Annotated in this window: 20 protein-coding genes, 1 other RNA gene and 1 pseudogene; 14 read left to right on the top strand and 8 right to left on the bottom strand. The window is 60.2% G+C overall.

The features are described 5' to 3' along the window. Positions 1-211 precede the first annotated feature (211 nt). The 3 genes from HU722_RS05825 to HU722_RS05835 all read left to right on the top strand — a co-directional run bounded on the left by HU722_RS05825 (position 212) and on the right by HU722_RS05835 (position 6381). Positions 212-2071, top strand: coding sequence for a DUF1302 domain-containing protein (locus tag HU722_RS05825; protein ID WP_065875064.1), 1860 nt, complete (start codon positions 212-214; stop codon positions 2069-2071). 28 nt (positions 2072-2099) lie between these two features. After that, complete coding sequence (locus HU722_RS05830) at positions 2100-3464, top strand: DUF1329 domain-containing protein (protein WP_065875063.1); 1365 nt, start codon at positions 2100-2102, stop codon at positions 3462-3464. Positions 3465-3651: 187 nt separating this feature from the next. Then, a complete protein-coding gene (locus HU722_RS05835; protein WP_065875062.1) occupies positions 3652-6381 on the top strand; it encodes a winged helix-turn-helix domain-containing protein in 2730 nt (909 codons plus the stop codon). A 12-nt stretch (positions 6382-6393) separates the two neighbouring features. Here the strand turns inward: HU722_RS05835 and HU722_RS05840 are convergent, their stop codons facing one another. The 4 genes from HU722_RS05840 to HU722_RS05855 are packed head-to-tail and all read right to left on the bottom strand — an operon-like array spanning position 6394 to position 9839. Then, entirely contained in the window at positions 6394-6954 is a 561-nt protein-coding gene (locus HU722_RS05840) for a PqiC family protein (protein WP_065875061.1), read from the bottom strand. 17 nt (positions 6955-6971) lie between these two features. After that, on the bottom strand, positions 6972-8627 hold the full coding sequence (locus HU722_RS05845) for a PqiB family protein (protein ID WP_065875060.1): 1656 nt from the start codon (positions 8625-8627) through the stop codon (positions 6972-6974). Beyond that, positions 8608-9252, bottom strand: a complete 645-nt coding sequence (locus HU722_RS05850) for a paraquat-inducible protein A (RefSeq protein ID WP_065875059.1) — start codon at positions 9250-9252, stop codon at positions 8608-8610. Before HU722_RS05850 ends, HU722_RS05845 begins: the two co-directional genes overlap by 20 nt. Beyond that, positions 9249-9839: a paraquat-inducible protein A gene (locus tag HU722_RS05855; protein ID WP_012722281.1), complete on the bottom strand. Its 591-nt coding sequence runs from the start codon at positions 9837-9839 to the stop codon at positions 9249-9251. The genes HU722_RS05850 and HU722_RS05855 overlap by 4 nt, the downstream gene beginning before the upstream one ends. A 162-nt stretch (positions 9840-10001) precedes the next feature. Here HU722_RS05855 and HU722_RS05860 point away from each other — a divergent pair. Next, positions 10002-10629: pseudogene (locus HU722_RS05860) on the top strand (MBL fold metallo-hydrolase). Positions 10630-10821: 192 nt separating this feature from the next. Continuing rightward, on the top strand, positions 10822-11595 hold the full coding sequence (locus HU722_RS05865) for a YiaD family glycine zipper/OmpA-like lipoprotein (protein WP_065875058.1): 774 nt from the start codon (positions 10822-10824) through the stop codon (positions 11593-11595). 59 nt (positions 11596-11654) lie between these two features. On the opposite strand, the gene HU722_RS05870 is transcribed toward HU722_RS05865, so the two are convergent. The 4 genes from HU722_RS05870 to HU722_RS05885 form a co-directional block, all read right to left on the bottom strand. Further along, entirely contained in the window at positions 11655-12236 is a 582-nt protein-coding gene (locus tag HU722_RS05870) for a BON domain-containing protein (protein WP_065875057.1), read from the bottom strand. After that, on the bottom strand, positions 12233-12826 hold the full coding sequence (locus HU722_RS05875; RefSeq protein ID WP_007904374.1) for a phosphoheptose isomerase: 594 nt from the start codon (positions 12824-12826) through the stop codon (positions 12233-12235). Before HU722_RS05875 ends, HU722_RS05870 begins: the two co-directional genes overlap by 4 nt. 92 nt (positions 12827-12918) lie before the next feature. Next, on the bottom strand, positions 12919-13290 hold the full coding sequence (locus tag HU722_RS05880; RefSeq protein ID WP_061435353.1) for a YraN family protein: 372 nt from the start codon (positions 13288-13290) through the stop codon (positions 12919-12921). Further along, positions 13290-15101 (bottom strand): penicillin-binding protein activator, encoded by a 1812-nt coding sequence (locus tag HU722_RS05885; protein ID WP_186752331.1) that lies wholly within the window; start codon positions 15099-15101, stop codon positions 13290-13292. The genes HU722_RS05880 and HU722_RS05885 overlap by 1 nt, the downstream gene beginning before the upstream one ends. A gap of 176 nt (positions 15102-15277) precedes the next feature. Here HU722_RS05885 and rsmI point away from each other — a divergent pair, with 176 nt between their 5' ends. From rsmI to mraY, 9 genes are all read left to right on the top strand, one after another. Further along, positions 15278-16183, top strand: a complete 906-nt coding sequence (rsmI, locus tag HU722_RS05890) for a 16S rRNA (cytidine(1402)-2'-O)-methyltransferase (protein ID WP_162490583.1) — start codon at positions 15278-15280, stop codon at positions 16181-16183. Between the two features lie 95 nt (positions 16184-16278). Next, positions 16279-16632: RNase P RNA component class A (gene rnpB, locus HU722_RS05895), an RNA gene on the top strand. A 354-nt stretch (positions 16633-16986) separates the two neighbouring features. Continuing rightward, positions 16987-17442 (top strand): division/cell wall cluster transcriptional repressor MraZ, encoded by a 456-nt coding sequence (gene mraZ, locus HU722_RS05900; protein ID WP_003171868.1) that lies wholly within the window; start codon positions 16987-16989, stop codon positions 17440-17442. Beyond that, the gene (rsmH, locus tag HU722_RS05905; RefSeq protein ID WP_049709935.1) at positions 17439-18386 is read left to right on the top strand and encodes a 16S rRNA (cytosine(1402)-N(4))-methyltransferase RsmH; all 948 of its coding nucleotides are present in this window, start codon (positions 17439-17441) and stop codon (positions 18384-18386) included. Before mraZ ends, rsmH begins: the two co-directional genes overlap by 4 nt. Then, complete coding sequence (gene ftsL / locus HU722_RS05910; protein ID WP_017738702.1) at positions 18383-18676, top strand: cell division protein FtsL; 294 nt, start codon at positions 18383-18385, stop codon at positions 18674-18676. The genes rsmH and ftsL overlap by 4 nt, the downstream gene beginning before the upstream one ends. Next, a complete protein-coding gene (locus HU722_RS05915; RefSeq protein ID WP_167345855.1) occupies positions 18676-20418 on the top strand; it encodes a peptidoglycan D,D-transpeptidase FtsI family protein in 1743 nt (580 codons plus the stop codon). The genes ftsL and HU722_RS05915 overlap by 1 nt, the downstream gene beginning before the upstream one ends. Further along, positions 20418-21881, top strand: a complete 1464-nt coding sequence (locus HU722_RS05920; protein WP_065875054.1) for a UDP-N-acetylmuramoyl-L-alanyl-D-glutamate--2,6-diaminopimelate ligase — start codon at positions 20418-20420, stop codon at positions 21879-21881. The genes HU722_RS05915 and HU722_RS05920 overlap by 1 nt, the downstream gene beginning before the upstream one ends. After that, positions 21874-23244, top strand: a complete 1371-nt coding sequence (locus HU722_RS05925; RefSeq protein ID WP_065890508.1) for a UDP-N-acetylmuramoyl-tripeptide--D-alanyl-D-alanine ligase — start codon at positions 21874-21876, stop codon at positions 23242-23244. The genes HU722_RS05920 and HU722_RS05925 overlap by 8 nt, the downstream gene beginning before the upstream one ends. After that, positions 23244-24326 carry a phospho-N-acetylmuramoyl-pentapeptide-transferase gene (gene mraY / locus HU722_RS05930; RefSeq protein ID WP_065875052.1) on the top strand — a complete coding sequence of 361 codons (1083 nt, stop codon included), beginning with the start codon at positions 23244-23246 and terminating at the stop codon, positions 24324-24326. The genes HU722_RS05925 and mraY overlap by 1 nt, the downstream gene beginning before the upstream one ends. The last annotated feature ends 3 nt before the right edge of the window (positions 24327-24329 follow it).

Here is a 24329-nt window from a genome sequence, read left to right on the forward strand (position 1 = left end):
GCAGACGGGTTGCTGATGCAAATCACACTTTAGAGGGATCAAGCACTACCCCCTGCTGGCTATAGTCCCTTCCAGAGTTTTTCAAGGATGCGGTGCTGCGGACCATGGAGGTTCAGTTGCAGTCCGGCATTGGAATCGTTGTATTCCGGCCGTCACAAGCATCACAGAACGAACTCACTGCCATAACAATAATGCACATGGAGTAGCGTCGATGACCTCAGTAAACCAGTTCTGGCGCCGGGCTAAATTGCCCCTGGCCGTCAGTCTCGCCTCTACGCTCGCCGGGCCCGCATTCGGCGTCAGTTTCAATATCGGTGAAATCGAAGGGAGTTTTGACTCGTCTCTTTCCGTGGGGGCGAGCTGGTCGACGGCCAAGCCCAATCAGGATCTGATCGGTGTTAACAACGGTGGCAATGGCCTGTCCCAGACGTCCGATGACGGCCACCTGAACTTCAAGCGTGGCGAGACGTTCTCGAAAATCTTCAAGGGCATCCATGATCTAGAGCTGAAATACGGCGACACCGGCGTATTTGTGCGTGGCAAGTACTGGTATGACTTCGAACTCCAGGACGAGAGTCGCGAGTTCAAGGACATCAGCAACAGCAATCGCAAAGAGGGCGCCAAGTCCTCCGGCGGGCAAATTCTCGATGCTTTCGTTTACCACAACTACTCGATTGCTGATCAGCCCGGCAGCGTGCGGCTCGGTAAGCAAGTGGTGAGCTGGGGTGAAAGTACCTTCATCGGTGGGGGCATCAACTCCATCAACCCGATCGACGTGTCTGCGTTCCGTCGTCCGGGGGCTGAGGTCAAGGAAGGCTTGATTCCGGTCAACATGTTCTATGTGTCGCAGACGCTGACCGATAACTTGTCGGCGGAAGCGTTCTATCAGTTGGAATGGGACCAGACGGTTACCGATAACTGCGGGACATTCTTCTCTCAGCCGGACGTCATCTCTGATGGTTGCGACAACAACCTACGGGTGTTGAACAAGCGCTCTCGCATCTCGCCTCTTGCTTATCCAACCCTCAATACTTTGGGTGTTGATGTGAACGAAGAGGGCGTATTGGTGCGCCGTGGTCCTGACCGTGATGCTCGCGACAGCGGTCAGTTTGGCGTTGCCATGCACTACAACTTCGAGCCGTTGGACACCGAGTTCGGCGCTTACTTCATGAACTATCACAGCCGTGCGCCGATTTTCAGTGCACAAGGTGCGCCAGCGTCAGCGTACAACCGTCCTCTGGGTGGGCTGGCGGCGCTACGCCCGGTGATTGTGGCGGGTAGCTCCAACTACTTCGTCGAATACCCGGAAGACATCCGTCTTTACGGCTTGAGCTTTTCCACCACGCTGCCTACCGGTACCGCATGGAGCGGTGAGTTGAGCTACCGGCCAAACGCACCGGTGCAACTGAGCACCACCGACATACTCTATGCGGGCGTCACGCCTATTACCGGCTTTGGCAACGCTTCGGTGCTCAAAGGCTCGCCTGGTCAAGACCTGCATGGTTACAACCGCAAGGAAGTCACGCAGTTCCAGACCACATTCACGCACTTCTTTGATCAGGTGATGGGCGCGAGCCGCTTGACCACGGTGGGCGAGATTGGGGTGACTCACGTGGGCGGCCTGGAGAGCAAATCAGAGGCTCGTTATGGCCGCGACCCGGTATTTGGTCCAGGTACGTTGCCCGGTGGTTTCTGCAATACGCTCAATAACTCGACCGCCGTAGGTGCCGGCCTGGGTAATGCCAATGGGCTGAATACCAACTGCAACAACGATGGCTTTACCACGGCCACTTCCTGGGGCTACCGCGCTCGGGCAATCTGGGAATACCCGGATGTCTTCGCCGGCGTCAACCTTAAGCCAAACGTGGCGTGGTCCCATGACGTCAAGGGTTACTCCCCTGGTCCTGGCGCTAACTTCGAAGAAGGTCGCAAGGCTGTCAGCCTGGGTCTGGACGCCGAGTACCAGAACACCTACACCGCCAGCCTGAACTACACGAACTTCTTCGGCGGCGATTTCAGCACAGTGAATGACCGCGACTTTGTCGCTTTGAGCTTCGGCGCGAACTTCTAAGCACACTGCATTTCAGGAAGACCAGAACATGAAAATAACCAAAAGTCTGTTGCACGTGGGTGTGCTTGGGCTGTCGATCCTGGCGAGCAACGTCATGGCGGCAGTGTCGGCGGATGAAGCCGCCAAGCTGGGCACGAGTCTGACCCCGATGGGCGCCGAGATGGCCGGTAACGCTGCAGGCACCATTCCTAAGTGGTCGCCGTTGCCTACCAACGCCGGTGCCGTCGACGCCCGTGGGTTCCTGGCCAACCCTTACGCCAGTGAACAACCGCAATTCACCATCACCGCGCAAAACGTCGAGCAGTACAAAGACAAGCTGGCGCCGGGTCAGTACGCGATGTTCAAGCGCTACCCCGAGACCTTCAAGATGCCGGTCTACCCGACCCATCGCGGCGCTACCGTGCCGGCTGATGTGTTCGCCGCTATCAAGAAGAACGCCACCACCACCAACCTGGTGTCCGGCGGCAACGGCCTGGAAAACTTCGAAACCGCCGTGCCGTTCCCGATTCCAAAAAGCGGCGTTGAAGTCATCTGGAACCACATCACCCGTTATCGCGGTGGCAGCGTGACCCGTCTGGTAACCCAGGCTACGCCACAAACCAACGGTTCCTACAGTCTGGTGTACTTCCGCGACCAGTTTGTGTTCCGCGACAAGATGAAAGACTTCGACCCGAAAAACCCGGGCAACGTGCTGTTCTACTTCAAGCAGCAAGTGACCGCGCCGGCCCGTCTGGCCGGTGGTGTGCTGCTGGTGCACGAAACCCTGGACCAGGTGAAGGAGCCTCGTTCGGCCTGGGTCTACAACGCCGGCCAGCGCCGTGTGCGCCGGGCGCCGCAAGTGTCCTATGACGGCCCAGGTACCGCCGCCGACGGCCTGCGTACCTCCGACAACCTCGACATGTACAACGGCGCACCGGACCGCTACGACTGGAAGTTGGAGGGCAAGAAAGAAATCTACATCGCCTCCAACAGCTACAAGATCGACGATCCGAAGCTCAAGTACGCCGACATCATCAAGGCCGGCCACATCAACCAGGACCTGGCTCGCTACGAGCTGCGCCGCGTCTGGCATGTAGTCGCCACCTTGAAAGAAGGTCAGCGCCACATCTACGCCAAACGTGATTTCTTCATCGACGAAGACACCTGGCAAGCGGCGGTCATCGACCACTACGACGGCCGTGGCCAACTGTGGCGCGTGGCTGAAGCGCATGCCGAGAACTACTACGACAAGCAAGTGCCGTGGTACGCCCTGGAAACCCTCTACGACCTGCAGTCCGGCCGCTACCTTGCACTGGGCATGAAGAACGAAGAGAAACAGGCGTATGACTTCGGTTTCACCGCCACCACCAGCGACTTCACCCCAGCGGCCCTGCGCCAGGATGGCGTGCGCTAAGCTGAGTTAACCGAGGCCGCATCCTCGGAAAAAAGCCCCGATCCGTTCGGGGCTTTTTTATGTGGCGAATTTTTTTGTCGCAGTTCTTTTTCAGGCAAATGTTGCAAAGATCTACAAACCTGCTGCTTTTACCGCTAGTCTGCGGACATCTGCAATGCCGACAACAGCCTTCTACAAGAGCCCGGCGATGACTGATCTGTCCCGAATCCAAGGGCCTGCCAGTGCGGTAATTCCCACCCTGGAAGGTCGCTTCTACAGGCCACCGCTGCCTGACGGCTACGTGCTGCGTCCGCGCCTGTGCGAACGCCTGAGTGCTGGCCTGCAAGGGCGGCTGCTGCTGGTCAGTGCACCGGCAGGGTTCGGCAAGAGTTCGTTGGCGGTGGAGTTCTGCCAGAGCCTGCCGGCCCATTGGCAAAGCCTGTGGCTGGGCCTGAGCCCACGGGATAACGACCCCGGCCGTTTCCTTGAGCGCCTGCTCGACGGTTTACAGCAATTTTTCCCGCAACTCGGCGCCCAATCCCTGGGCCTGCTGAAAATGCGCCAGCGTCACCAACCCTTTGCCTTTGAAGAATGGCTGGACGGACTGCTCGATGAGCTGACCGTGCACCTGTCCCCGCGCGCGCCGTTGTTATTGGTACTGGATGACTACCATCTGGCCCAGGGGCCGGTGCTCGACCGGTGCCTGCAGTTTTTCCTCAACCATTTGCCCGATGGCCTGGTGGTGCTGGTCACCAGCCGTCAGCGCCCGGACTGGCATCTGGCGCGGCTGCGTTTATCGCGCCACCTGCTGGAGTTGCACGAACAGGATTTGCGCCTGACGCACAGCGAATCCCTGGCGGTGCTGGATCGCCACAGCAGTTCCTTGCGCGGCGAAGCCCTCGACAACCTGATCCGCCGCAGCGAAGGCTGGGTTGCCGGGCTGCGTTTCTGGTTGCTCGCCGCCTCCGAGGCCGGCAACGACGGGGCATTGCCGCAGAGCTTGCACGGCGGCGAAGGGCTGATCGGCGATTATTTGCTTGAAGAGGTGATCGACTGCCTGCCCGCCGAAGTGCAGGCGTTTTTGTACGACACAGCCCCTCAGGATCGGTTTTGCAGCGAACTCTGCGACGCGGTGCGCGAAGCCCATGACAGCGCTGAAATCCTGCGTTACCTGCAAGCCCACCAAGTGTTCCTGGTGCCTCTGGACGAGCAGGGCCACTGGTACCGTTATCACCATTTGTTTTCAGACCTGCTGCGCACCCGCCGCGCCAGCAGCAATGTGCTGCCGCCGGCCAGCCTGTACCTGCGCGCGTGCCGCTGGTTCAATGCCCAGGGCTTGATCGATGAGGCCGTGGAGCAAGCGTTGCGCGCCGGCCATCTGGATGTCGCCGCCAACCTGGTTCAGAACCTGTCCGAGGAGCAACTGCTGGCCGAGCAGAACGTGGGCATGCTGCTGCGTTGGAAAATGGACTTGCCCGACAGCTTGCTGATCAGTACGCCGCGCCTGATTGTTCTCTACAGCTGGGCCTTGGGCCTGGCCTGCCAGTTGGATGCGGCGGAAGAATTATCCAGCTACCTCAGCCGCTTCCTGCCAGCACCGTCGGCCACGGCGCAAAAATCGATGCTGGCACAGTGGCTGGCGCTGAGCGGGATCATCGCCCGGGGCCGGGGCGATCGCGAGCTGACCCAGCGCTATTGCAGCGAGGCGCTGGAAAGCCTGCCGCAACGGCGTTACGGCCAGCGGTTGATGTGCCTGTCGACCCTTTCCAACCTGGCCATTGTCGATGCCGACCTGTGGCGTGCGCGTGGCTTGAATCGCGAATCCCTGGAGTTGGCGCAGCGCGTCGGCAACCCATTGTTCGAGGCCCTGGCCCATTACGACCGTGCGCGTGTGTTGCAGGCCCGCGGTGAAATCCTGCGTTCCCTGGATGAAGTGCATCAGGGCCTGCAACGCCTGCAGGGCTTAGCGCCGCAGCGGTTGTACGCGGTGCGCGCGCGGTTGTCACTCTACGAAGGTTTTTTGCTGCTGGTGCGGCTACAACCCGAAGCCGGACTCGCCCGCTTGCGCGCCGGGCTCGTCGAAGCCCGTGCCTGCCGCGACATCAGTGTGTTGATCGGGCATTGCGTGATCGCCAATTTCGAAGGCCGCCGTGGTGACTTCGGCAAAGCCTTTGCTGAACTCGCCGAGGCCGAGCGCCTGATGCATATCTGGGACGTGCCGCCGATCTACTACCTGGCAATGATCACCCTGATCAAATGCGAACTGTGGCTGGCCCAGGGCCGTACAGATCTGGCCGACGCCTGGCTGACCCGCCTGGGGCAGACCTACAACGGTGAGCAGGCCGCCGCCGCACCGGAATTTCACCCGCACCTGCCACAACATATCGAGCTTCAACAAGCGGCGCTGGATGCCACTCGCCATCAACCTGTTGCCGCATTGCAACGGCTTGAAGCGTTGGCGCAGCAGGCGCACAACAGCGGCCGCCAGATGATTGCCCTGATGGCGCTGACGCAGCAGGCCCAGTTGCTCCTGGAAAGTGGTCAGGAAGCCAAGGCGCGCGCGATTCTGGTCCAGGCCCTTGAGGCCGGCGCCGGGGGCGCGCTGCAACCTTTCCAGCGCTTGTTGGAAGGGCACCCTGGCTGGATGCGCGAGCAATTGGGCAAGGATGCGCATGGCCTGCTGAACCAGAGTTTGCTGGTGCTTCTGCCGACGGTGGTGACACCCGAGGTAGCGCCGGCTCACGAAACCTTGAGCGCGCGTGAGTTGGCAGTGCTGAAACTGATTGCCCAAGGCTGCTCGAACCAGGAAATCAGTAACCAGCTGTTCATCTCACTGCACACCGTGAAGACCCACGCCAGCCACATCAACAGCAAGTTAGGGGTGGAGCGGCGGACCCAGGCGGTGGCCCGTGCCAAGGCAATGGGACTGCTGGCGTAGACCCTCCGAAGTCTATGGCGCGCTTGGGCACTGGTTGGACGGCCTGTCGACTGCCTGGCGAATCTGCGCCGCGAAGCGTTTGAGATTGTTCTGGTGGGCGAGCACCAAGTCGTCAATGCTCGCGCCGGCCGGCGACTGCAAGGTGGTGCGGCAGGTCAGCGGCACGCGATCACTGCCGCTGGCCGGCCGCAGACGCCATTTGACGTCGAGCAGTGCGTACTGGCCGGGCACGGAGTCAAAGCGCTGCACCTCAAGGCGCAACAGCATGGGTTGTCGAGGGTTGCTGTTAGCCAATTGGTCCACCAGCGCGCTCCTCAACTCATCCACCAGGCTGGCAGCCCACCACTGGGTGTCCAGGATCGCGACGCCGCTGTTGCCTTGGCGAACCACAATCTGCGGGCGGTCGACTTGTGGTGGCACACTGATACTTTCGATTTTTATCCCACCCGCGTCGGCCCCGGTGGTGTTGCTCCACTGCGCCGGGGTTAGGGTATGAAAAGTAATCGGTGTACTGCTGCATGCCCCCAGCGCGAGCAATGCGCTGAGCAGGGTGATTTTCAACGGTAACGTCATGGCGCTTGCTCCACGGTTCATTTGCGCGGCGGTCCTTGCAGGTCCAATGGGGCGGCGTTGTCTGGGCGGCCGCGAATCAGTGATTCCGGGTGTCGGCCCAGGTAGTCCGACAGCTCGCGCAAGGAACGCGACATGCGACCTAGCTCATCCAGGGTCTGGGTCAGTTGCTCGCGTTGCGGTGAGTCTTCGGCCAGGGTCGAGCTGGCCGATTGCAACGTCTTGCTCACGTCAGCCAGGGTGTTCTGGACGCTGGGCAAGGTCTTGGCGTTGAACTGGGTCAGTCCTTTGCGCAGTTCCACGAGGTTGCTGTCGAGGTTGCCGGCGATACGTTCGATCGGTAGCTGGTTGATCTTGTTGACGATGTTTTCGAGTTTTTCCTGCAACTGTTCCAGGTTGCCAGGAATCGTGGGAATGCTGACCGGACGCGCCTTGGGATCAAACGCCACCTTCTCGGCTTTCGGGTAGAAGTCCAGGGCGATGTATAACTGGCCGGTCAGCAAATTGCCGCTGCGCGCCTGGGCCCTCAGGCCGTTTTCGATAAACGAGCCGATCAGGCGCACACCGGCGGCTTCATCATTGGGGTCATGGTTCATCGTCTTGAGCAACTTGGTATGGGCCTGACCGAGCAATTGCGGGTAGATCACGATGCCGACGTTGAGCGGAAAGCTGCGCTTCTTCGCGTCGAAATCCAGGTTGATCGACACCACCTTGCCAAACTCGACGCCGAGGAATTCCACCGGTGCGCCGACCTTGAGCCCGCGCAGAGCCTGGTCGAAGCGCAGGCTCATGTATTGCCCCTGGCCGTTGGGCGGGGCGAGGGCGGCGAGCTGATCGTCGAACAGTTCAAACGTGCGTTCTTCACCGGCCGGCTTGTCGTTGGGGCTGTAAGGCGGTGCGAGGAAAGCGATACCGCCGACCAGCATGGACGACAGCGATTCGGTTTTCAGCGCGAAGCCATTGGCGCCCACACTCAGGTCGATGCCGCTGGCGTTCCAGAACCGCGTGTTTTCGGTGACGTAGACATCGTTGGGCGCGTGCACGAACACCTCGATATCGACGCCCTTGCCTTCGGCATCCAGCTTGTACGCCACGACCTGGCCGACCTCGATTTTGCGGTAATACACCGGCGAGCCGATATCCAGCGAACCCAGGTTCTGCGTGTGCAGGGTGAAGCGCTTGCCCGGTTCGCCGTAAGTGATGGGCGGCGGGTTTTCCAGGCCGGTAAACTGTTTGGCGCGGGTCTCGGACTGGCCAATGTCGGCGCCGATGTAGTCGCCAGAGAGCAGGGTGTCGATGCCGGACACGCCGCCGGCGCCGATGCGCGGGCGTACCACCCAGAACTGCGAGTCGGCGCGGGTAAAGCTGTCGGCCTGCTTGGCCAGCTTCACGGTGGCGTTGACGCTTTTCTGGTCGTCACTCAAGGCCACTTCGGTCACTTGGCCGATCACCACGTTGCGGTATTTGACCTCGGTTTTATTCGCGGTCAGGCCACTGCCGGTCTTGAAGTTAAGGATGATGGTCGGGCCTTGCTGAAGCACGCTGTGAACCACCAGCGAAATCCCCACCAACACCGCAACGATCGGTACGATCCAAACCAGCGAAACGCTGAAACGCCGAGTCTTGACGGCCGGCGAGCCTGGGGATTGCGGGGTGTCAGGGGTGGGTGACGTCATCCGAGGTATCCTTGGTGTGTGGGGGTTCCCAGATCAGCCTCGGGTCGAAGCTCATGGCGGCCAGCATGGTAAACACCACCACCAGGCCGAAAAACAGAATGCCCAGGCGTGGCTCGATAGTGCCCAGGGCCTGGAACTTGACCAACGCGGCCACCAGCGCAACCACGATCACGTCGAGCATGGACCAGTAGCCGATCAGTTCGACAAACCGAAACAGCTTCGAGCGCTCCTTGCGCGCCCAGCGGCTGTTGCGCTGCACGGTGACCAGCAGCAGCGTCAACGACACAAACTTGATGCCCGGCACCGCGATGCTGGCGATGAAAATAATCAGCGCAATGTCCCACGCGCCATGCTGCCAGAACTCCAGCACGCCGCTCATGATGGTGCTGTCTGCGCCTGAACCGAGCATGGTGGTGTTCATCACCGGCAGCAGGTTGGCCGGCACATAAAACGCCAGCGCCGTCAGCATATAGGCCCAGGTACGGGTCAGCGAGTTGACTTTGCGCCGGTGCAGGGGGGCGTCACAGCGCTGGCATTCCGGCGCGCCGGTGCTGATGTCGGCAGACAGGCCGCAACTGTGGCACAGGCACAGGTTAAGCTCGCTGGCAGTCGGTGGCGGGTTCATACGGCGTCCCACAGGTCGCGCACGTCACGACCGGCAATGCGGATCAGCAACAGGCTGAGCGCCGCCAGGGCAAAAAGCCCGGTGCCGGGGATCACATCCAGCATACCGGCCAGCTTGAACACGGCCACCATCGCGCCAAGCAGGCACACTTCCAGCATGCTCCAAGGTCTGAGCGCTTCCAGCCAGCGCATGCATAGCTTGAAGGCGGGCGAACGTCTGCCCGAGAGGGCAAAACTCAGCACCCAGGTCAGCAGCAATAGCTGAAACACCGGTGCGATGATGATGGAAATAGCGGCCACCAAGGCGATAAAGGTAATCGGCCCCAGACTCAGCGCAACCACTGAATCCCACAGGGTGGCGCTGTTTTTCAGGCCTTGCAGGCTGATGCTCATCACTGGATAGAAATTGGCGAAAGTCCATAACACGGCGGCGGTCAGCGTCAGGGCAAGACGCTGTTGGACTGACAGGCCGTTGTAACGCTGGAGTACGCCCGCGCAGCGCACGCAATGGGCTTTTTGATGTTTGGCGAGCGTGACTTTTTCGTACACACAGTCGCAGTGCTCGCAGATGATCAACTGATTCGCCATGGGGCTCGCTCCAGCGCGGCGCGGTTGCGGTCTTGGATTGTTCTTCAATGGCGCTTGGAAAGCTTAGCCGTTGGTACTCGGGACGCAATGCTTCCTTTCGGGTCAGGGGTATCGTCAACCATACTCTGTGCCGAATATGCCATAGAGCCTGCTGGAGCACCGATGAATATTGAACACGCCGCACTCATCCGCGAGACCTTTCCCGTCGGCCCGCTGCAGTGCAACTGCACCATCATCGGGGACCCGATCAGCAAAAAAGCCATCGTGGTCGACCCGGGTGGCAACCATGAGCTGATCCTGGCGCGCCTTGATGCATTGGGCCTCAAGGTCGTGAGCATTATCCACACCCATGCCCATCTCGATCACTTCCTGGCGTCCGGGCAGTTGAAAGAGAAGACCGGCGCCACACTGCACTTGCACAAGGAGGATCAATTCCTCTGGGACAATCTGGAAATGCAATGCCAGATGTTTCGCGTTCCCTACACCCCGGTGCCTTCGCCTGATCGCTGGCTGGAAGATGATGAGGAATTGGCCTGCGGCTGCGGTGTGGCGTTGCACACACCATCAAGCTACATTGACCAGTGATGCCAAGCTGCTGATTGCGGGTGACACGCTATTTCGTCGCGGTATCGGGCGTACAGATTTGTGGGGCGGGGACCAGGCGACCATTGTGCGTTCGATCAAGCAGCGCTTGTATACCTTGGATGAGGGCGCAACGGTGGTAACCGGTCACGGCCCCGATACCCGGTTGGGGGATGAAATGCGCGAGAACCCTTTTGTGCGGGCGTAACGGAATAGTTGCCACGCAGGTGCTGTTCTATAGCGGGCACGCCTTGTAGCAAAAACTCAGGTCGTGTTCAGCGTGCGTCTGCTACGGTTTTTGTAGCCACGGAATTTTTACCGTTTGTCGCGTTCCAAACTCGGCACAGGTCCATTGCCAATGTCCTTTGCACCTCAGAATGCAAAAGTAGGAGCTCCCTTCATGTTCACTTCGCGTCGTCTGCTTGTTGTTGCTACCGCCGTAGCCTTGTTGTCCGGCTGCGCATCCCCTAACCCTTATGACGGCAGCAGCCAGGGACAGGCGAGTAACGAATCCGGCGGTATGAGCAAGACCGCCAAGTACGGTGGCCTGGGTGCCCTGGCGGGCGCATTGGCGGGTGCGGCCATCGACCATAACAACCGTGGCAAGGGCGCACTGATCGGTGCCGTGGTTGCGGGTGCCGGTGCTGCGGGCTACGGCTACTACGCCGACCAACAGGAAAAGAAACTGCGTGAAAGCATGGCCAACACCGGTGTTGAAGTTCAGCGCCAGGGCGACCAGATCAAGCTGATCATGCCGGGCAACATCACCTTCGCGACCAACTCGGATGCGATCTCCAGCAGCTTCTATCAGCCGCTGAACAACCTGGCCAACTCGCTCAAGCAGTTCAACCAGAATACCATTCAGATCGTTGGTTACACCGACAGCACCGGCAGCCGCCAGTTGAACATGGACCTGTCCCAGCGTCGGGCGCAGAGCGTGGCCAACTACCTGACGTCCCAGGGTGTCAATGGTGCCAACCTGACTGCACGCGGTGCCGGCCCGGATAACCCGATTGCCAGCAACGCCGACGTCAACGGCCGCGCCCAGAACCGTCGCGTGGAAGTGAACCTCGGTCCAATCCCAGGCCAGCAGTATGGCCAACCAGGTGCCCAGCAACAGGCGCCACAGCAGAACAACCAGTTCCAGGGCAATCCGTACTCTCAATACCAATAAACAATCGTCAACAAAAAAGGGCGCCATGCGGCGCCCTTTTTTGTGGCTGCGTCATTACATCAATCGATGTACTCGAAGACCTTGACGATTTTCTGCACGCCGGACACACCCTGCACCAGATTGGATGCACGGGTTGCTTCAGCCTGGGTCAGCAGGCCCATCAGGTAAACGATGCCGTTGTCGGTGACGACCTTGATGCGCGAACCAGGGATCGCGTTATCCGTGAGCATCTGCGCCTTGATTTTGGTGGTCAGCAGGGCGTCATTGCTGATGGCGAGCAGAGTGATCGGTTCCATCACCTGCAACTCGTTGTGCACCTTCTTCACGCGCTGCACAGCGGCAGCAGCTTGTTCGGCCTGGGCCTTGAGGTCGGCGCGTGGCGTCTGGCCTGCTAGCAGCACGACGCCGTTGAAGCTGGTCACAACAATGCGCGATGCGCCGTTGCCCAGATCGGTCGCGGCCTTGGCGACGTTGACTTCGACCTTGGTTTCGATCAGCGAGTCATCGATCTTGCTGCCGAAGGTACGGGTGCCCTTGTCGTCCTGAATAGGGGTGTCGCGTGTTGCGGTGATGGCCGTGCTGCAGCCGCTGATAGCGAGGCACAGGGTAATGGCCAAAAGGCTGAGGCGGTTAACGGTCATTCTTCACTCCCAAACAGTTGGCTGTCGATCAGATCGCACAGGCAGTGGATCGCCAGCAGGTGGACTTCCTGGATACGTGCAGTGACATTGGCCGGGACGCGAATCTCCACGTCTTCCGGCAACAGCAGCGAGGCCATGCCGCCACCATCGCGTCCTGTCAATGCTACGACAATCATTTCGCGATCATGTGCGGCCTGGATCGCTTGAATAATATTCGCCGAGTTGCCGCTGGTGGAAATCGCCAGCAGCACGTCACCGGGTTGGCCCAGGGCGCGGATCTGCTTGGAGAAAATTTCGTTGTAGCTGTAATCGTTGGCGATCGAGGTGATCGTCGACGAGTCGGTGGTCAAGGCAATGGCCGGCAGGCTCGGGCGCTCACGTTCGAAACGGTTGAGCAGCTCGGACGAAAAATGCTGGGCATCGCCGGCCGAACCGCCGTTGCCGCACGAAAGCATTTTGCCCTCGTTGAGCAGGGCATTGACCATGACCTGACTGGCTTGCTCGATGTGCGGTGCAAGTACGTCCATCGCCTGTTGCTTGGTGTCGATGCTGGCCTGGAAAAGCTGGCGAATTCGGGATTGCATGTCCATCTGTGTGACCTTAAGTAGCGCGGCTGTTTGGCACAGGAATGTGTAGCCCGCAAAGCAAAGAGCAAAAGTGTGTGGTGAAGATGTCCGGCGAATCAACTGTCGAAGGCATTTTTAAGCCAGTTCAGATCAGCCTGACCAGACGGCGTGCTTTCTATGGCAACCACATCGAAACGGCAGGGGGCGTCGGCCCAGCGATGCTCTTTTTGCAGGAAAAACTGCGCTGCGAGTATCAGTTTCTGACGCTTGCGCCCGTCGATACTGGCGAGTGCGCCACCCCATTGTGCGTGTTTTCTGTAGCGGACTTCGACGAATACTACTGTATCGCCGTCAAGCATGACCAGATCAAGCTCGCCGCGTTTGCACAACCAGTTCTGCGCCAGGAGGCGCAGACCCTGCTGTTGCAAGTGTTTCAGTGCTTGAAGTTCGGCGTCCTTGCCGCTTTGTGCGCTGGACCGCTCGGGCATCAGCGCGGGGTGTCCGGCAGGCGCTGGATCTCGCCACCGACGAACTTGGCCCATGGCATCTGACGATCAACGCGCTGGTTGGTGCTGATGCCCAGGTTGCCCGAAAGGCCGTCAATACGGGTATCCGGCAGTGCCTTGAGCTGGCCCAGGCGCGGCGCCAGGCGGTAGGCATCGACGCCCATCGCGTACAGGCGACCCAGGCTGCCATTGGCTTGCGGCCATTGGGCAGCAACCTGGTTGCGCAGCGGATCGGTGGTGTTAAGCAGCCAAGGGGTTTCGCAGAACATCACGTTAGTCATGTCCAGGTACTGGTTCTTGTCGCCGCTGGCACTGAACACATGGGACGTGGCGTACACCGGCACATCACCGGCGTATTGGAAGTTCAGGGTCGGCTTGATCTGCTGGGCCAGCTGCGGGGTCACGGCCAGGAAGATGAACTCGATGTCCTGGCGACGCGAGGGTTGCGCGGCGACGTCGGTGCCGACGGTGCTTTGCAGGCTCTTGGCGCGGCCTTCGCTTTTACGCAGTTGGAACAGGTCGGCAATTTGCTGGGCGAGGGCGACTGGCTGGTCGACATACTCGACACCCATCACCGTGCCGCCATTGGCTTCCCAATCCTGGCGGAAGGCCTTGTAGACACGTTCGCCCCACTCACCACGCGGCACCATCGCCGCAGCGCGATGCAGGCCGTCGGCCCGTGCGCGGCGCGACACTTCGCGGGCTTCGTCTTCAGCAGCCAGGCCAAACTGGAACAGCTGCGGCGGGCCTTGGTCAGTCTCGCTGTAGTTCAGCGCCAGGGTGGTAATCGGCAACTGCGGACGTGCGCTGAGTTGTTTGACCAGTGGTTTTTCCAGCGGACCGACCACCAGTTGCACGCCGGCGGCCTGGGCCTTGGCGTAGAACTCATCAATGGACGTCAGACGCGAGCTGTCATAGAACTCGATGACCGGCGGCTTCTGCCCGGCTTGTTCAGCCTGGTAGTGCGCAGCCATGAAGCCCTCGCGTAGTGCTTTGCCGACGGCGGCCAGCGGGCCGTCTTGTGGCAGCAGCAGGGCAATTTTGGTCAGGGGCTGGCTGGCCAGCTCCTTGAGTTTGGTCAGCGGCGACGGCAGTTGCACGGCGGCTGGGTGGCCCGGGTTCTGTGCACGCCAAGTGTCGATCGCGGCTTGTTGTTGCTCCAGCGTCCCGGCGCCCTTGACCGACTGGGCGAGGGTGATCCAGCCGCCCAGCACTGGGTTGCCGCTGGCTTGCAGCTGTTCGGCCGGCAGGGCGGCAATCAGTGCCCAGATAGCTTCGTGGTTGCTGTTAGCGGCATCGCCAGTGAGCAGCGGGGCCATGGCAACACGCTCACGCGCAGCAGCCAGGGTCTGGCCGTCGGCTTCATAAGCACGGGCGTGCACGCTGCCGGTGCGGATCTGCTGTTCAGGCGGCAGGTCCTTCAGGCTTTGCAGGCTCGGGTGGTTCAGGGCGGTCAGCGCGGCCTTGGGCTGGTTGCGTGCCATGGCCAATTCGGCGGCCAGTGTGCTCGCAAAAACCTGCGGGGCTGGCTTGAGGACATCCAGGGGCACCTGCGCAAGAATCTGCGCTGAGCGGCCTGGGTTGTTCTGTTTGTAGGCCATGTCTGCCGCACTCAGGCGCAGCATGGCGGCCTTTTCTGGCGTGTTGGCGGTCGTGGCCTGTTCGAGCAGTTGCTCGATACTGGCGTCCGGAGTCCGTGGAAGGTCGCCAAGGCTGGACGAGGGCGAGCTGGCGCAAGCGGCCAACAAGGCAGCGAGGCAGAGGGCGGAGAGCAGCCGCAGGCAAGCGATCATGTAAGTGTTCCTGATACCGATCAAATTAGCGTGGAATTGTACCCAAGCACTGGCTCAGGCGCGATGTCAGTGGCGTGAAACTGTCGATTTAGATCGTGCAAATGTTGCTATTAGCTACTAACGGCTGAAACGGCATCTACCGTGATGGCATATTTTCAAGGCGCCTACGCGTTACAATGTCGCTTTTGCCAACCATCGAGGTGTGCGTTTTGACTGCTCCAGGTCCTTTGAATTCCACTGCAGGCTCGCTTTTTGTCGTGGCGACGCCCATTGGCAACCTGGACGACATCAGCGCTCGGGCGCTTAAGGTGTTGCGCGACGTCAAATTGGTTGCGGCTGAAGACACGCGGCACTCCCAGCGATTAATGCAGCATTTTGGTATCAGCACCCCACTGGCGGCCTGCCACGAACATAACGAACGCGAAGAGGGCAGTCGTTTTATCGTGCGTCTGCTGGCCGGCGACGATGTGGCGCTGATCTCCGACGCGGGCACCCCGCTGATTTCCGACCCAGGCTACCATCTGGTGCGCCAGGCACGGGCTGCTGGTATCAATGTAGTGCCTGTTCCGGGGGCGTGCGCACTGATCGCCGCATTGTCGGCGGCAGGCTTGCCCTCCGACCGTTTTATCTTCGAAGGTTTTCTGCCGGCCAAGGCCGTGGGTCGTCGCGCGCGTCTTCAGGCGTTGAAGGAAGAACCGCGCACCCTGATCTTTTACGAGGCCCCGCATCGCATCCTTGAATGCCTGCAAGACATGGAGCTGGTGTTTGGCGGCGAACGCCTGGCACTGCTGGCCCGTGAGCTGACCAAGACCTTTGAAACACTCAAGGGCCTGCCTTTGGAAGAGTTGCGCGGGTTTGTCGAAGGCGACAGCAATCAACAGCGCGGCGAGTGCGTGGTGCTGGTGGCGGGCTGGACGGCGCCGGAGGATGAAGACGCCGTGGGCAGCGAGGCGATGCGCATACTCGACCTGCTGCTCAAGGAAATGCCCCTCAAGCGTGCTGCGGCCCTGGCGGCGGAAATTACCGGCGTTCGCAAGAACCTCTTGTACCAGGCTGCGCTGGATAAACAGAAAGCCGAATAGTTCCGGGCTAAACCTGTATTCCGTCTGAGCGTGATGGTAATTCTGAACTTTTATTACTTGTCCTAAGTCCGCCGTGCCGTTAACCTGCGCGGCGGAGAGTCGATTGGACAGTCGCTGCCTTCTATGAAAATTAGGAGGGGGAGGAAAGTCCGGGCTCCATAGGGCGAAGTGCCAGGTAATGCCTGGGAGGCGTGAGCCTACGGAAAGTGCCACAGAAAATAACCGCCTAAGCGCTTCGGTGCCGGTAAGGGTGAAAAGGTGCGGTAAGAGCGCACCGCACGACTGGCAACAGTTCGTGGCTAGGTAAACCCCACTTGGAGCAAGACCAAATAGGGTCCCAAGGCGTGGCCCGCGCTGGGACCGGGTAGGTTGCTAAAGGTGTCCAGTGATGGCCATCGTAGACGAATGACTGTTCAAGACAGAACCCGGCTTACAGATCGACTCTCCACCTTTTTCCTTCTGTCTGAATCTCGGGCAGAAAACCGGTAGTAACGCAAGAATCCCTCCCTGCCAAATCATTGGCAGATGCATCTTCGTAATACCAAAAAAATCTTACTCTTAATAAATCACTTTAACTTTAAGCCATAGCTCTTTGAGCTATCTGCGCTTGTTGAGCCAAAAATACCGACGAACTCTGGTTTCTCCTCCGTTTACGCTCCTAAATCTCCGTTCTGTAAGGCTTTTCCTTGAATCCGCGCCTTGACGGTGTGGTGGGCGCATTCCTATAGTGTGCGCAAGTGGCGGAAAGTGGCACAAAGTGGGTTTTTTGAACGTAAAACGCTAAAATTTGGAGAAACGCATCTGTGTTTCGCGGAGCTAATGCAATCAGTCTCGATGCAAAAGGCCGTCTCGCTATGCCGAGCCGGTATCGTGACGAGCTGATTTCGCGAAGTTCCGGGCAGTTGATCATCACCATCGATGCCGTTGACCCTTGTTTATGTGTTTACCCGCTCGATGAGTGGGAGTTGATTGAAACCAAATTGCGCGCCCTGCCTTCATTGCGTGAAGAAAACCGCCGCCTGCAGCGTTTGCTGATTGGTAATGCCGTCGACCTCGAGCTCGATGGCAGCGGTCGCTTCCTGGTGCCTCCGCGTTTGCGCGAGTACGCCAAGCTGGATAAGCGCGCAATGCTGGTCGGCCAACTGAACAAGTTCCAATTGTGGGACGAAGATGCCTGGGATGCTGTTTCTGCAGCAGACCTGGCTGCTATTCAACAACCGGGCGCCATGCCTGATGAACTGCGTGATTTGATCCTGTGACTATTGATAGCGGCTTTAACCACATCACCGTACTGCTTGACGAAGCCGTTGAGGCTCTCGCCGTACGCGCGGATGGCTGCTATTTGGATGGCACTTTCGGCAGGGGCGGGCACAGCCGGTTGATCCTCAGCCAGCTTGGGTCGGACGGTAAACTCCTCGGGTTTGACAAAGACCCCCAAGCGATTGCCACCGGGCAAGCGCTAGCGGCCGAAGACGGCCGCTTTGTCGTTGTGCAGCGGAGCTTTGCCGAGCTGGGCGCTGAAGTCGCCGAGCGCGGCATGGCGGGCAAGGTGGCCGGGGTTTTGCTCGACCTGGGCGTGTCTTCGCCACAGCTCGACGACCCGGAGCGCGGCTTCAGTTTCATGAATGACGGCCCGCTCGACATGCGCATGGACCCGACGCGTGGCGTCAGTGCTGCACAGTTCATCGCCACCGCACCCGTGGAAGAAATCGCCCGTGTGTTCAAGGAATACGGTGAAGAACGCTTCGCCGGCCGCATGGCCCGTGCCGTGGTCGAACGCCGCGAAATCCAGCCATTCGAGCGCACCGCTGATCTCGCCGAAGTGCTGAAAGTTGCCAACCCCGCGTGGGAAAAAGGCAAGAACCCGGCGACTCGTGCGTTCCAGGGCCTGCGTATTCACGTCAATAACGAATTGGGCGACCTGGAGGCCGGCCTCGAAGCTGCCCTCGAGGCGCTGGAAGTGGGCGGTCGGCTTGTTGTGATCAGCTTCCACTCCCTGGAAGACCGTATCGTCAAACTGTTCATGCGTCGCCTGGTCAAGGGTGAGTCCGATAACCTGCCGCGCAACCTGCCGGTACGTTTTGAAGCCTTTGTGCCGAAAATCAAAATCCATGGCAAACCGCAGTTCGCTTCCGAAGCCGAACTCAAGGCCAACCCACGTTCCCGTAGCGCCGTCATGCGCGTTGCGGAGAAGTTGCGGTGAGCAAGCTTTTTGCCAAGCCCCTCCCGGGCGGCAGCTTCTTCATGATGCTGTTGTACGTTGGCGTGCTGGTGTCCGCGATTGCGGTGTCCTACAGCGCGCACTACAACCGTCAATTGCTCAATACCCTGTACGGGGAATTGAGTGTGCGCGACAAGGCGCAAGCCGAGTGGGGCCGGCTGATCCTGGAGCAAAGCACCTGGACCGCGCATAGCCGCATCGAAGTGTTGGCCACCGAACAGTTGAAGATGCACATCCCCGGCGCGGCCGAAGTTCGCATGGTGGCGCCATGATGAAGCTCGAAGGCGCACTTTACCCATGGCGATTCCGCCTGATGGTGGGGTTGCTCGCGTTGATGGTGGGTGCGATCGCCTGGCGGATCATTGATCTGCAAGTGGTCGACCGTGAGTTCCTGATCGGCCAGGGCGATGCACGCAGCCTGCGGCACATTCCGATTCCTGCGCACCGCGGCCTGATCACAGACCGTAACGGCGAGCCTTTGGCCGTCAGTACTCCGGTGACGACCCTGTGGGCCAACGCCAAGGAACTGCAGGTGGCCAAGGACCGTTGGCCAGCGCTTGCCGCTGCCCTCGGCCAAGACCCGAAAGCCTTGGCCGAGCGTCTGGAAGCGCAAGCCAACAAAGAATTCATCTACCTGGTTCGCGGCCTCACCCCCGAACAGGGCCAGCAAGTGCTCGATCTTAAAGTCCCCGGTGTCTACGGCATCGAGGAATTCCGTCGTTTCTACCCGGCGGGTGAAACCACCGCGCACATGGTGGGTTTTACCGACATCGATGACCACGGCCGCGAAGGTGTGGAGCTCGCCTACGATGAATGGCTCGCCGGAGTTCCCGGCAAACGACAAGTCATCAAGGATCGGCGCGGCAGGTTGATCAAGGATGTTCAAGTCACTAAAAACGCCAAGGCCGGTAAGCCCTTGGCGTTGTCGATTGACTTGCGCCTGCAATACCTGGCCAACCGCGAGCTGCGTAACGCGATCATCGAAAACGGCGCCAAGGCCGGCAGCCTGGTGATCATGGACGTGAAGACCGGCGAGATCCTCGCCATGGTCAACCAGCCGACCTACAACCCCAACAACCGTCGCAACCTGCAGCCGGCGATGATGCGCAACCGCGCGATGATCGACGTGTTCGAACCGGGTTCGACCATGAAAGCCATCTCGATGAGTGCCGCCCTGGAAACCGGACGCTGGAAACCCAGCGACAAGGTCGAGGTGTACCCAGGCACCTTGCAGCTGGGCAAATACACCATTCGTGACGTGTCTCGCACCGAAGGTCCGGTGCTGGATTTGACAGGTATCCTGATCAACTCCAGTAACGTGGGCATGAGTAAGGTCGCCTTCGATATCGGCGGCGAAACCATTTACCACCTGGCGCAGAAGATCGGTTTGGGCCAACCCACCGGCCTGGATTTCCCTGGCGAGCGTGTGGGCAACCTGCCGAACTACCGCGACTGGAAAAAGGCCGAGACCGCCACACTTTCCTACGGCTACGGCCTGTCGGTGACGGCGATCCAACTGGCCCATGCTTTCTCTGTATTGGCAAATAATGGCCGGATGGTTCCACTGAGCCTGATCCACATCGACGAAGCGCCGAAAGCCACCCAGGTCATCCCGGAAAACGTCGCCAAGACCATGCAGGGCATGCTGCAACAAGTGATCGAAGCACCGCGCGGCGTATTCCGTGCCCAGGTGCCGGCGTATCACGTGGCTGGCAAGTCGGGTACCGCGCGTAAGACATCGGTTGGCACCAAGGGCTACGCCGAAAACTCCTACCGTTCGTTGTTCGCCGGCTTCGGTCCGATGAGCGACCCACGCTACGCCATCGTCGTCGTGATCGATGAACCGAGTAAAGCGGGCTACTTCGGTGGCCTGGTATCGGCGCCGGTGTTCAGCAAAGTGATGTCCGGCACCCTGCGCCTGATGAACATCACACCGGACAACCTGCCGCCGACTCAACAAGCGAACGCCGGACCACCGGCCGCTGCTGTAAAAGCCAATGGAGGGCGCGGCTGATGTCTCTTAGCCTGAACAAGATTTTTGCCCACGCTGGTCGCGACCTGTTGATTCGCGAGTTGAGCCTGGACAGCCGTAATGTGCGTGCCGGTGACCTGTTCCTGGCCGTGCCTGGCGGTAAATTCGATGGCCGCGCGCATATCGCAGACGCGTTGCAGCGTGGTGCTGCCGCCGTGGCTTACGAAGTGGAAGGCGCTACCGTGCTGCCGATCACCGACGTGCCATTGATTCCGGTCAAGGGCCTGGCCGCACAACTGTCTGACATTGCCGGGCGCTTCTATGGCGACCCGAGCCGCCAGCTCAATCTGGTCGGCGTCACCGGTACCAACGGCAAGACCAGCGTGACCCAATTGGTCGCCCAGGCCCTTGACCTGCTTGGCCAGCACTGCGGCATTGTTGGCACCTTGGGCACCGGTTTCTACGGCGCGCTGCACAGCGGCCTGCACACCACGCCAAACCCGATCGCCGTGCAAGCGACCCTGGCCGACCTGAAAAAGGCCGGTGCCAAAGCGGTTGCCATGGAAGTGTCGTCCCATGGCCTGGACCAGGGACGCGTCACCGCGCTGGCGTTCGACGTGGCGGTGATGACCAACCTGTCCCGTGATCACCTGGACTACCACGGCACCATGGAAGCCTACGCGGCGGCCAAGGCCAAGCTGTTTGCCTGGAATGACCTCAAGTGCCGGGTTGTGAACCTGGACGACGCGTTCGGTCGCCAACTGGCAGCCGAAGACCGTGAATCGCGCCTGATCAGCTACAGCCTGGAAGACTCCAGCGCTTACCTGTATTGCCGCGAAGCCCAATTCAATGACGAAGGCGTGCGCGCCACCTTGGTTACGCCGCAAGGCGAACACCATTTGCGAAGCACCTTACTCGGTCGTTTCAACCTGAGCAACGTACTCGCCGCTATCGGCGCGTTGCTCGGCCTGGATTACGCCCTGGACGAAATCCTGCGCGTACTGCCCAAGCTGGAAGGCCCAGCCGGTCGCATGCAGCGCCTGGGTGGCGGCACACAGCCGTTGGTGGTGGTCGATTACGCCCACACGCCAGACGCTTTGGAAAAAGTACTGATGGCCCTGCGTCCACACGCCAAGGGCAAATTGCTGTGCCTGTTTGGTTGCGGCGGCGATCGCGATCGCGGCAAACGCCCGCTGATGGCCGACATTGTCGAACGCCTGGCTGATGGCGTGCTCGTCACCGACGACAACCCACGCAGCGAAGACCCGAGCCAGATTTTTGACGACATCCGTGTTGGCTTCAAAGAGGCGTCCAAGGTCACTTTCGTCGCCGGTCGCGGCGCGGCTATCGCCCAACTGATCGCCAGCGCCAGTGCTGACGACGTGGTCGTGCTGGCCGGTAAAGGTCACGAGGACTATCAGGAAATCAACGGCGAGCGGCATGCCTTCTCCGATCTGGTCGAGGCTGACCATGCCTTGACGGCCTGGGAGGTTGCTCATGCTTAAAGCGATGAAGTTCAGCGAACTCGCCCAGGCGCTGTCGGCCCGCGTGTTGTCGAGCGATTGCAGTTTCGACGGCGTCAGTATCGACAGTCGCGCCATCAAGCCGGGGCAACTGTTTGTTGCGCTGACGGGGCCGCGTTTCGACGGTCATGACTACCTGAATGACGTCGCCGCCAAAGGCGCAGTCGGCGCGTTGGTTCAGCACGAAGTCGCGGATTCCACTTTGCCGCAATTGCTGGTCGCTGATACCCGTCTGGCCCTGGGCCAGTTGGGCGCGTTGAACCGCGCCGCCTTTGATAAGCCGGTTGCCGCCATCACCGGCTCCAGCGGTAAGACCACGGTCAAGGAACTGCTTGCCGGTGTGCTGCGCACGCGCGGGCCGGTCCTTGCCACACGTGGCAACCTGAACAATGATTTCGGCGCTCCGCTGACCCTGCTCGAACTGGCCCCGGAACACACCGCGGCCGTGATCGAACTGGGCGCTTCGCGCGTCGGTGAAATTGCCTACACCGTGGCCTTGACCAAGCCCCACGTGGCCATCATCAACAATGCCGGTACCGCCCACGTCGGCGAGTTCGGTGGCCCGGAAAAAATCGTCCAAGCCAAAGGTGAAATCCTTGAAGGCCTGGATGCGTCGGGCACTGCTGTTCTGAATCTTGACGACAAGGCTTTCGAAACCTGGCGTGTACGCGCTGCCGGACGCAAGGTCCTGACGTTTGCCGTGCTGAATGCAGCGGCCGATTTCCATGCCTCCAACATCACGGTCGATGCGCGTGGATGTCCGTCCTTTACCTTGCACACTCCGCAAGGCAGTGAGCACGTGCAGTTGAACCTGCTGGGCAACCACAACGTCGCCAACGCCTTGGCCGCCGCCGCTGCTGCTTACGCCCTGGGCGTGTCGTTGTTCGGTATCGCCACCGGTTTGGGCGCGGTGCAGCCGGTCAAGGGCCGCACTGTGGCGCAGTTGGCCACCAACGGCATGCGCGTGATTGATGACACGTACAACGCCAATCAGTCCTCGGTCTGTGCCGCCATTGACCTGCTCAAAGGCTTTGATGGCCGCAAGGTACTGGTGCTGGGTGATATCGCCGAACTGGGCGAGTGGGCCGAACAGTCGCACCGTGAAGTCGGTGCGTATGCCGCAGGCAAGGTTGACGCGCTCTACGCCGTCGGCCCGAACATGGCTCACGCGGTAAACAGCTTTGGTTCCGGCGCGCGGCATTTCGCGACCCAGGCCGAGCTGATCCAGGCGCTGACGGCGGCTGAACAAGACAAACACACAACCATTTTGATCAAGGGATCGCGCAGCGCGGTGATGGAAAACGTCGTCGTGGCCTTGTGTGGCTCAAGTACGGAGAAACATTAATGCTGCTGCTGCTGGCTGAGTATCTGCAACAGTTCCACAAAGGCTTCGCGGTCTTTCAGTACCTGACCCTGCGCGGGATCCTGGGTGTGCTGACCGCGCTGTCTCTGTCGCTGTTTTTGGGGCCGTGGATGATCCGCACCCTGCAGAACCTGCAAATTGGTCAATCGGTTCGCAATGACGGCCCGCAGTCGCACCTGTCCAAATCCGGCACTCCGACCATGGGCGGCGCGCTGATCCTGTCGTCCATCGGCATCAGCACCTTGCTGTGGGCTGACCTGCACAACCGTTACGTCTGGACGGTGCTGCTGGTGACCCTGTTGTTCGGCGCCATCGGCTGGGTGGATGACTACCGCAAGGTAATCGAGAAAAACTCCAAGGGGCTGCCAAGCCGCTGGAAGTATTTCTGGCAATCGGTGTTCGGCCTGGGCGCAGCGATTTTCCTGTTCATGACGGCGCCGAGCGCCGTCGAGACCACCTTGATCATCCCAATGCTCAAGGACGCCAGCATTCCACTGGGCATCGGCTTTGTGGTGTTGACCTACTTCGTGATCGTTGGCTCGAGCAACGCGGTGAACCTGACTGACGGCCTCGACGGCCTGGCGATCATGCCGACGGTGATGGTCGGCGGTGCGCTCGGCATCTTCTGCTACCTGTCGGGTAACGTGAAATTCGCTGAATACCTGCTGATTCCTTACGTACCGGGCGCGGGTGAGTTGATCGTGTTCTGCGGCGCGCTGATCGGCGCCGGCCTGGGGTTCCTGTGGTTCAACACCTACCCGGCGCAAGTCTTCATGGGCGACGTCGGCGCACTGGCGCTGGGCGCGGCCCTGGGCACCATCGCGGTGATCGTTCGCCAGGAAATCGTGCTGTTCATCATGGGCGGTGTGTTCGTGATGGAAACCCTGTCGGTGGTCATCCAGGTGGCCTCCTTCAAATTGACCGGGCGTCGTGTGTTCCGCATGGCGCCGATTCATCACCACTTTGAACTCAAGGGCTGGCCCGAGCCGCGTGTGATTGTCCGTTTCTGGATCATCACCGTGATTCTGGTCCTGGTCGGCCTTGCCACCCTGAAACTGAGGTAGAAA

The sequence above is a fragment of the Pseudomonas tritici genome, from assembly GCF_014268275.3.
Lineage (GTDB): Bacteria > Pseudomonadota > Gammaproteobacteria > Pseudomonadales > Pseudomonadaceae > Aquipseudomonas > Aquipseudomonas tritici.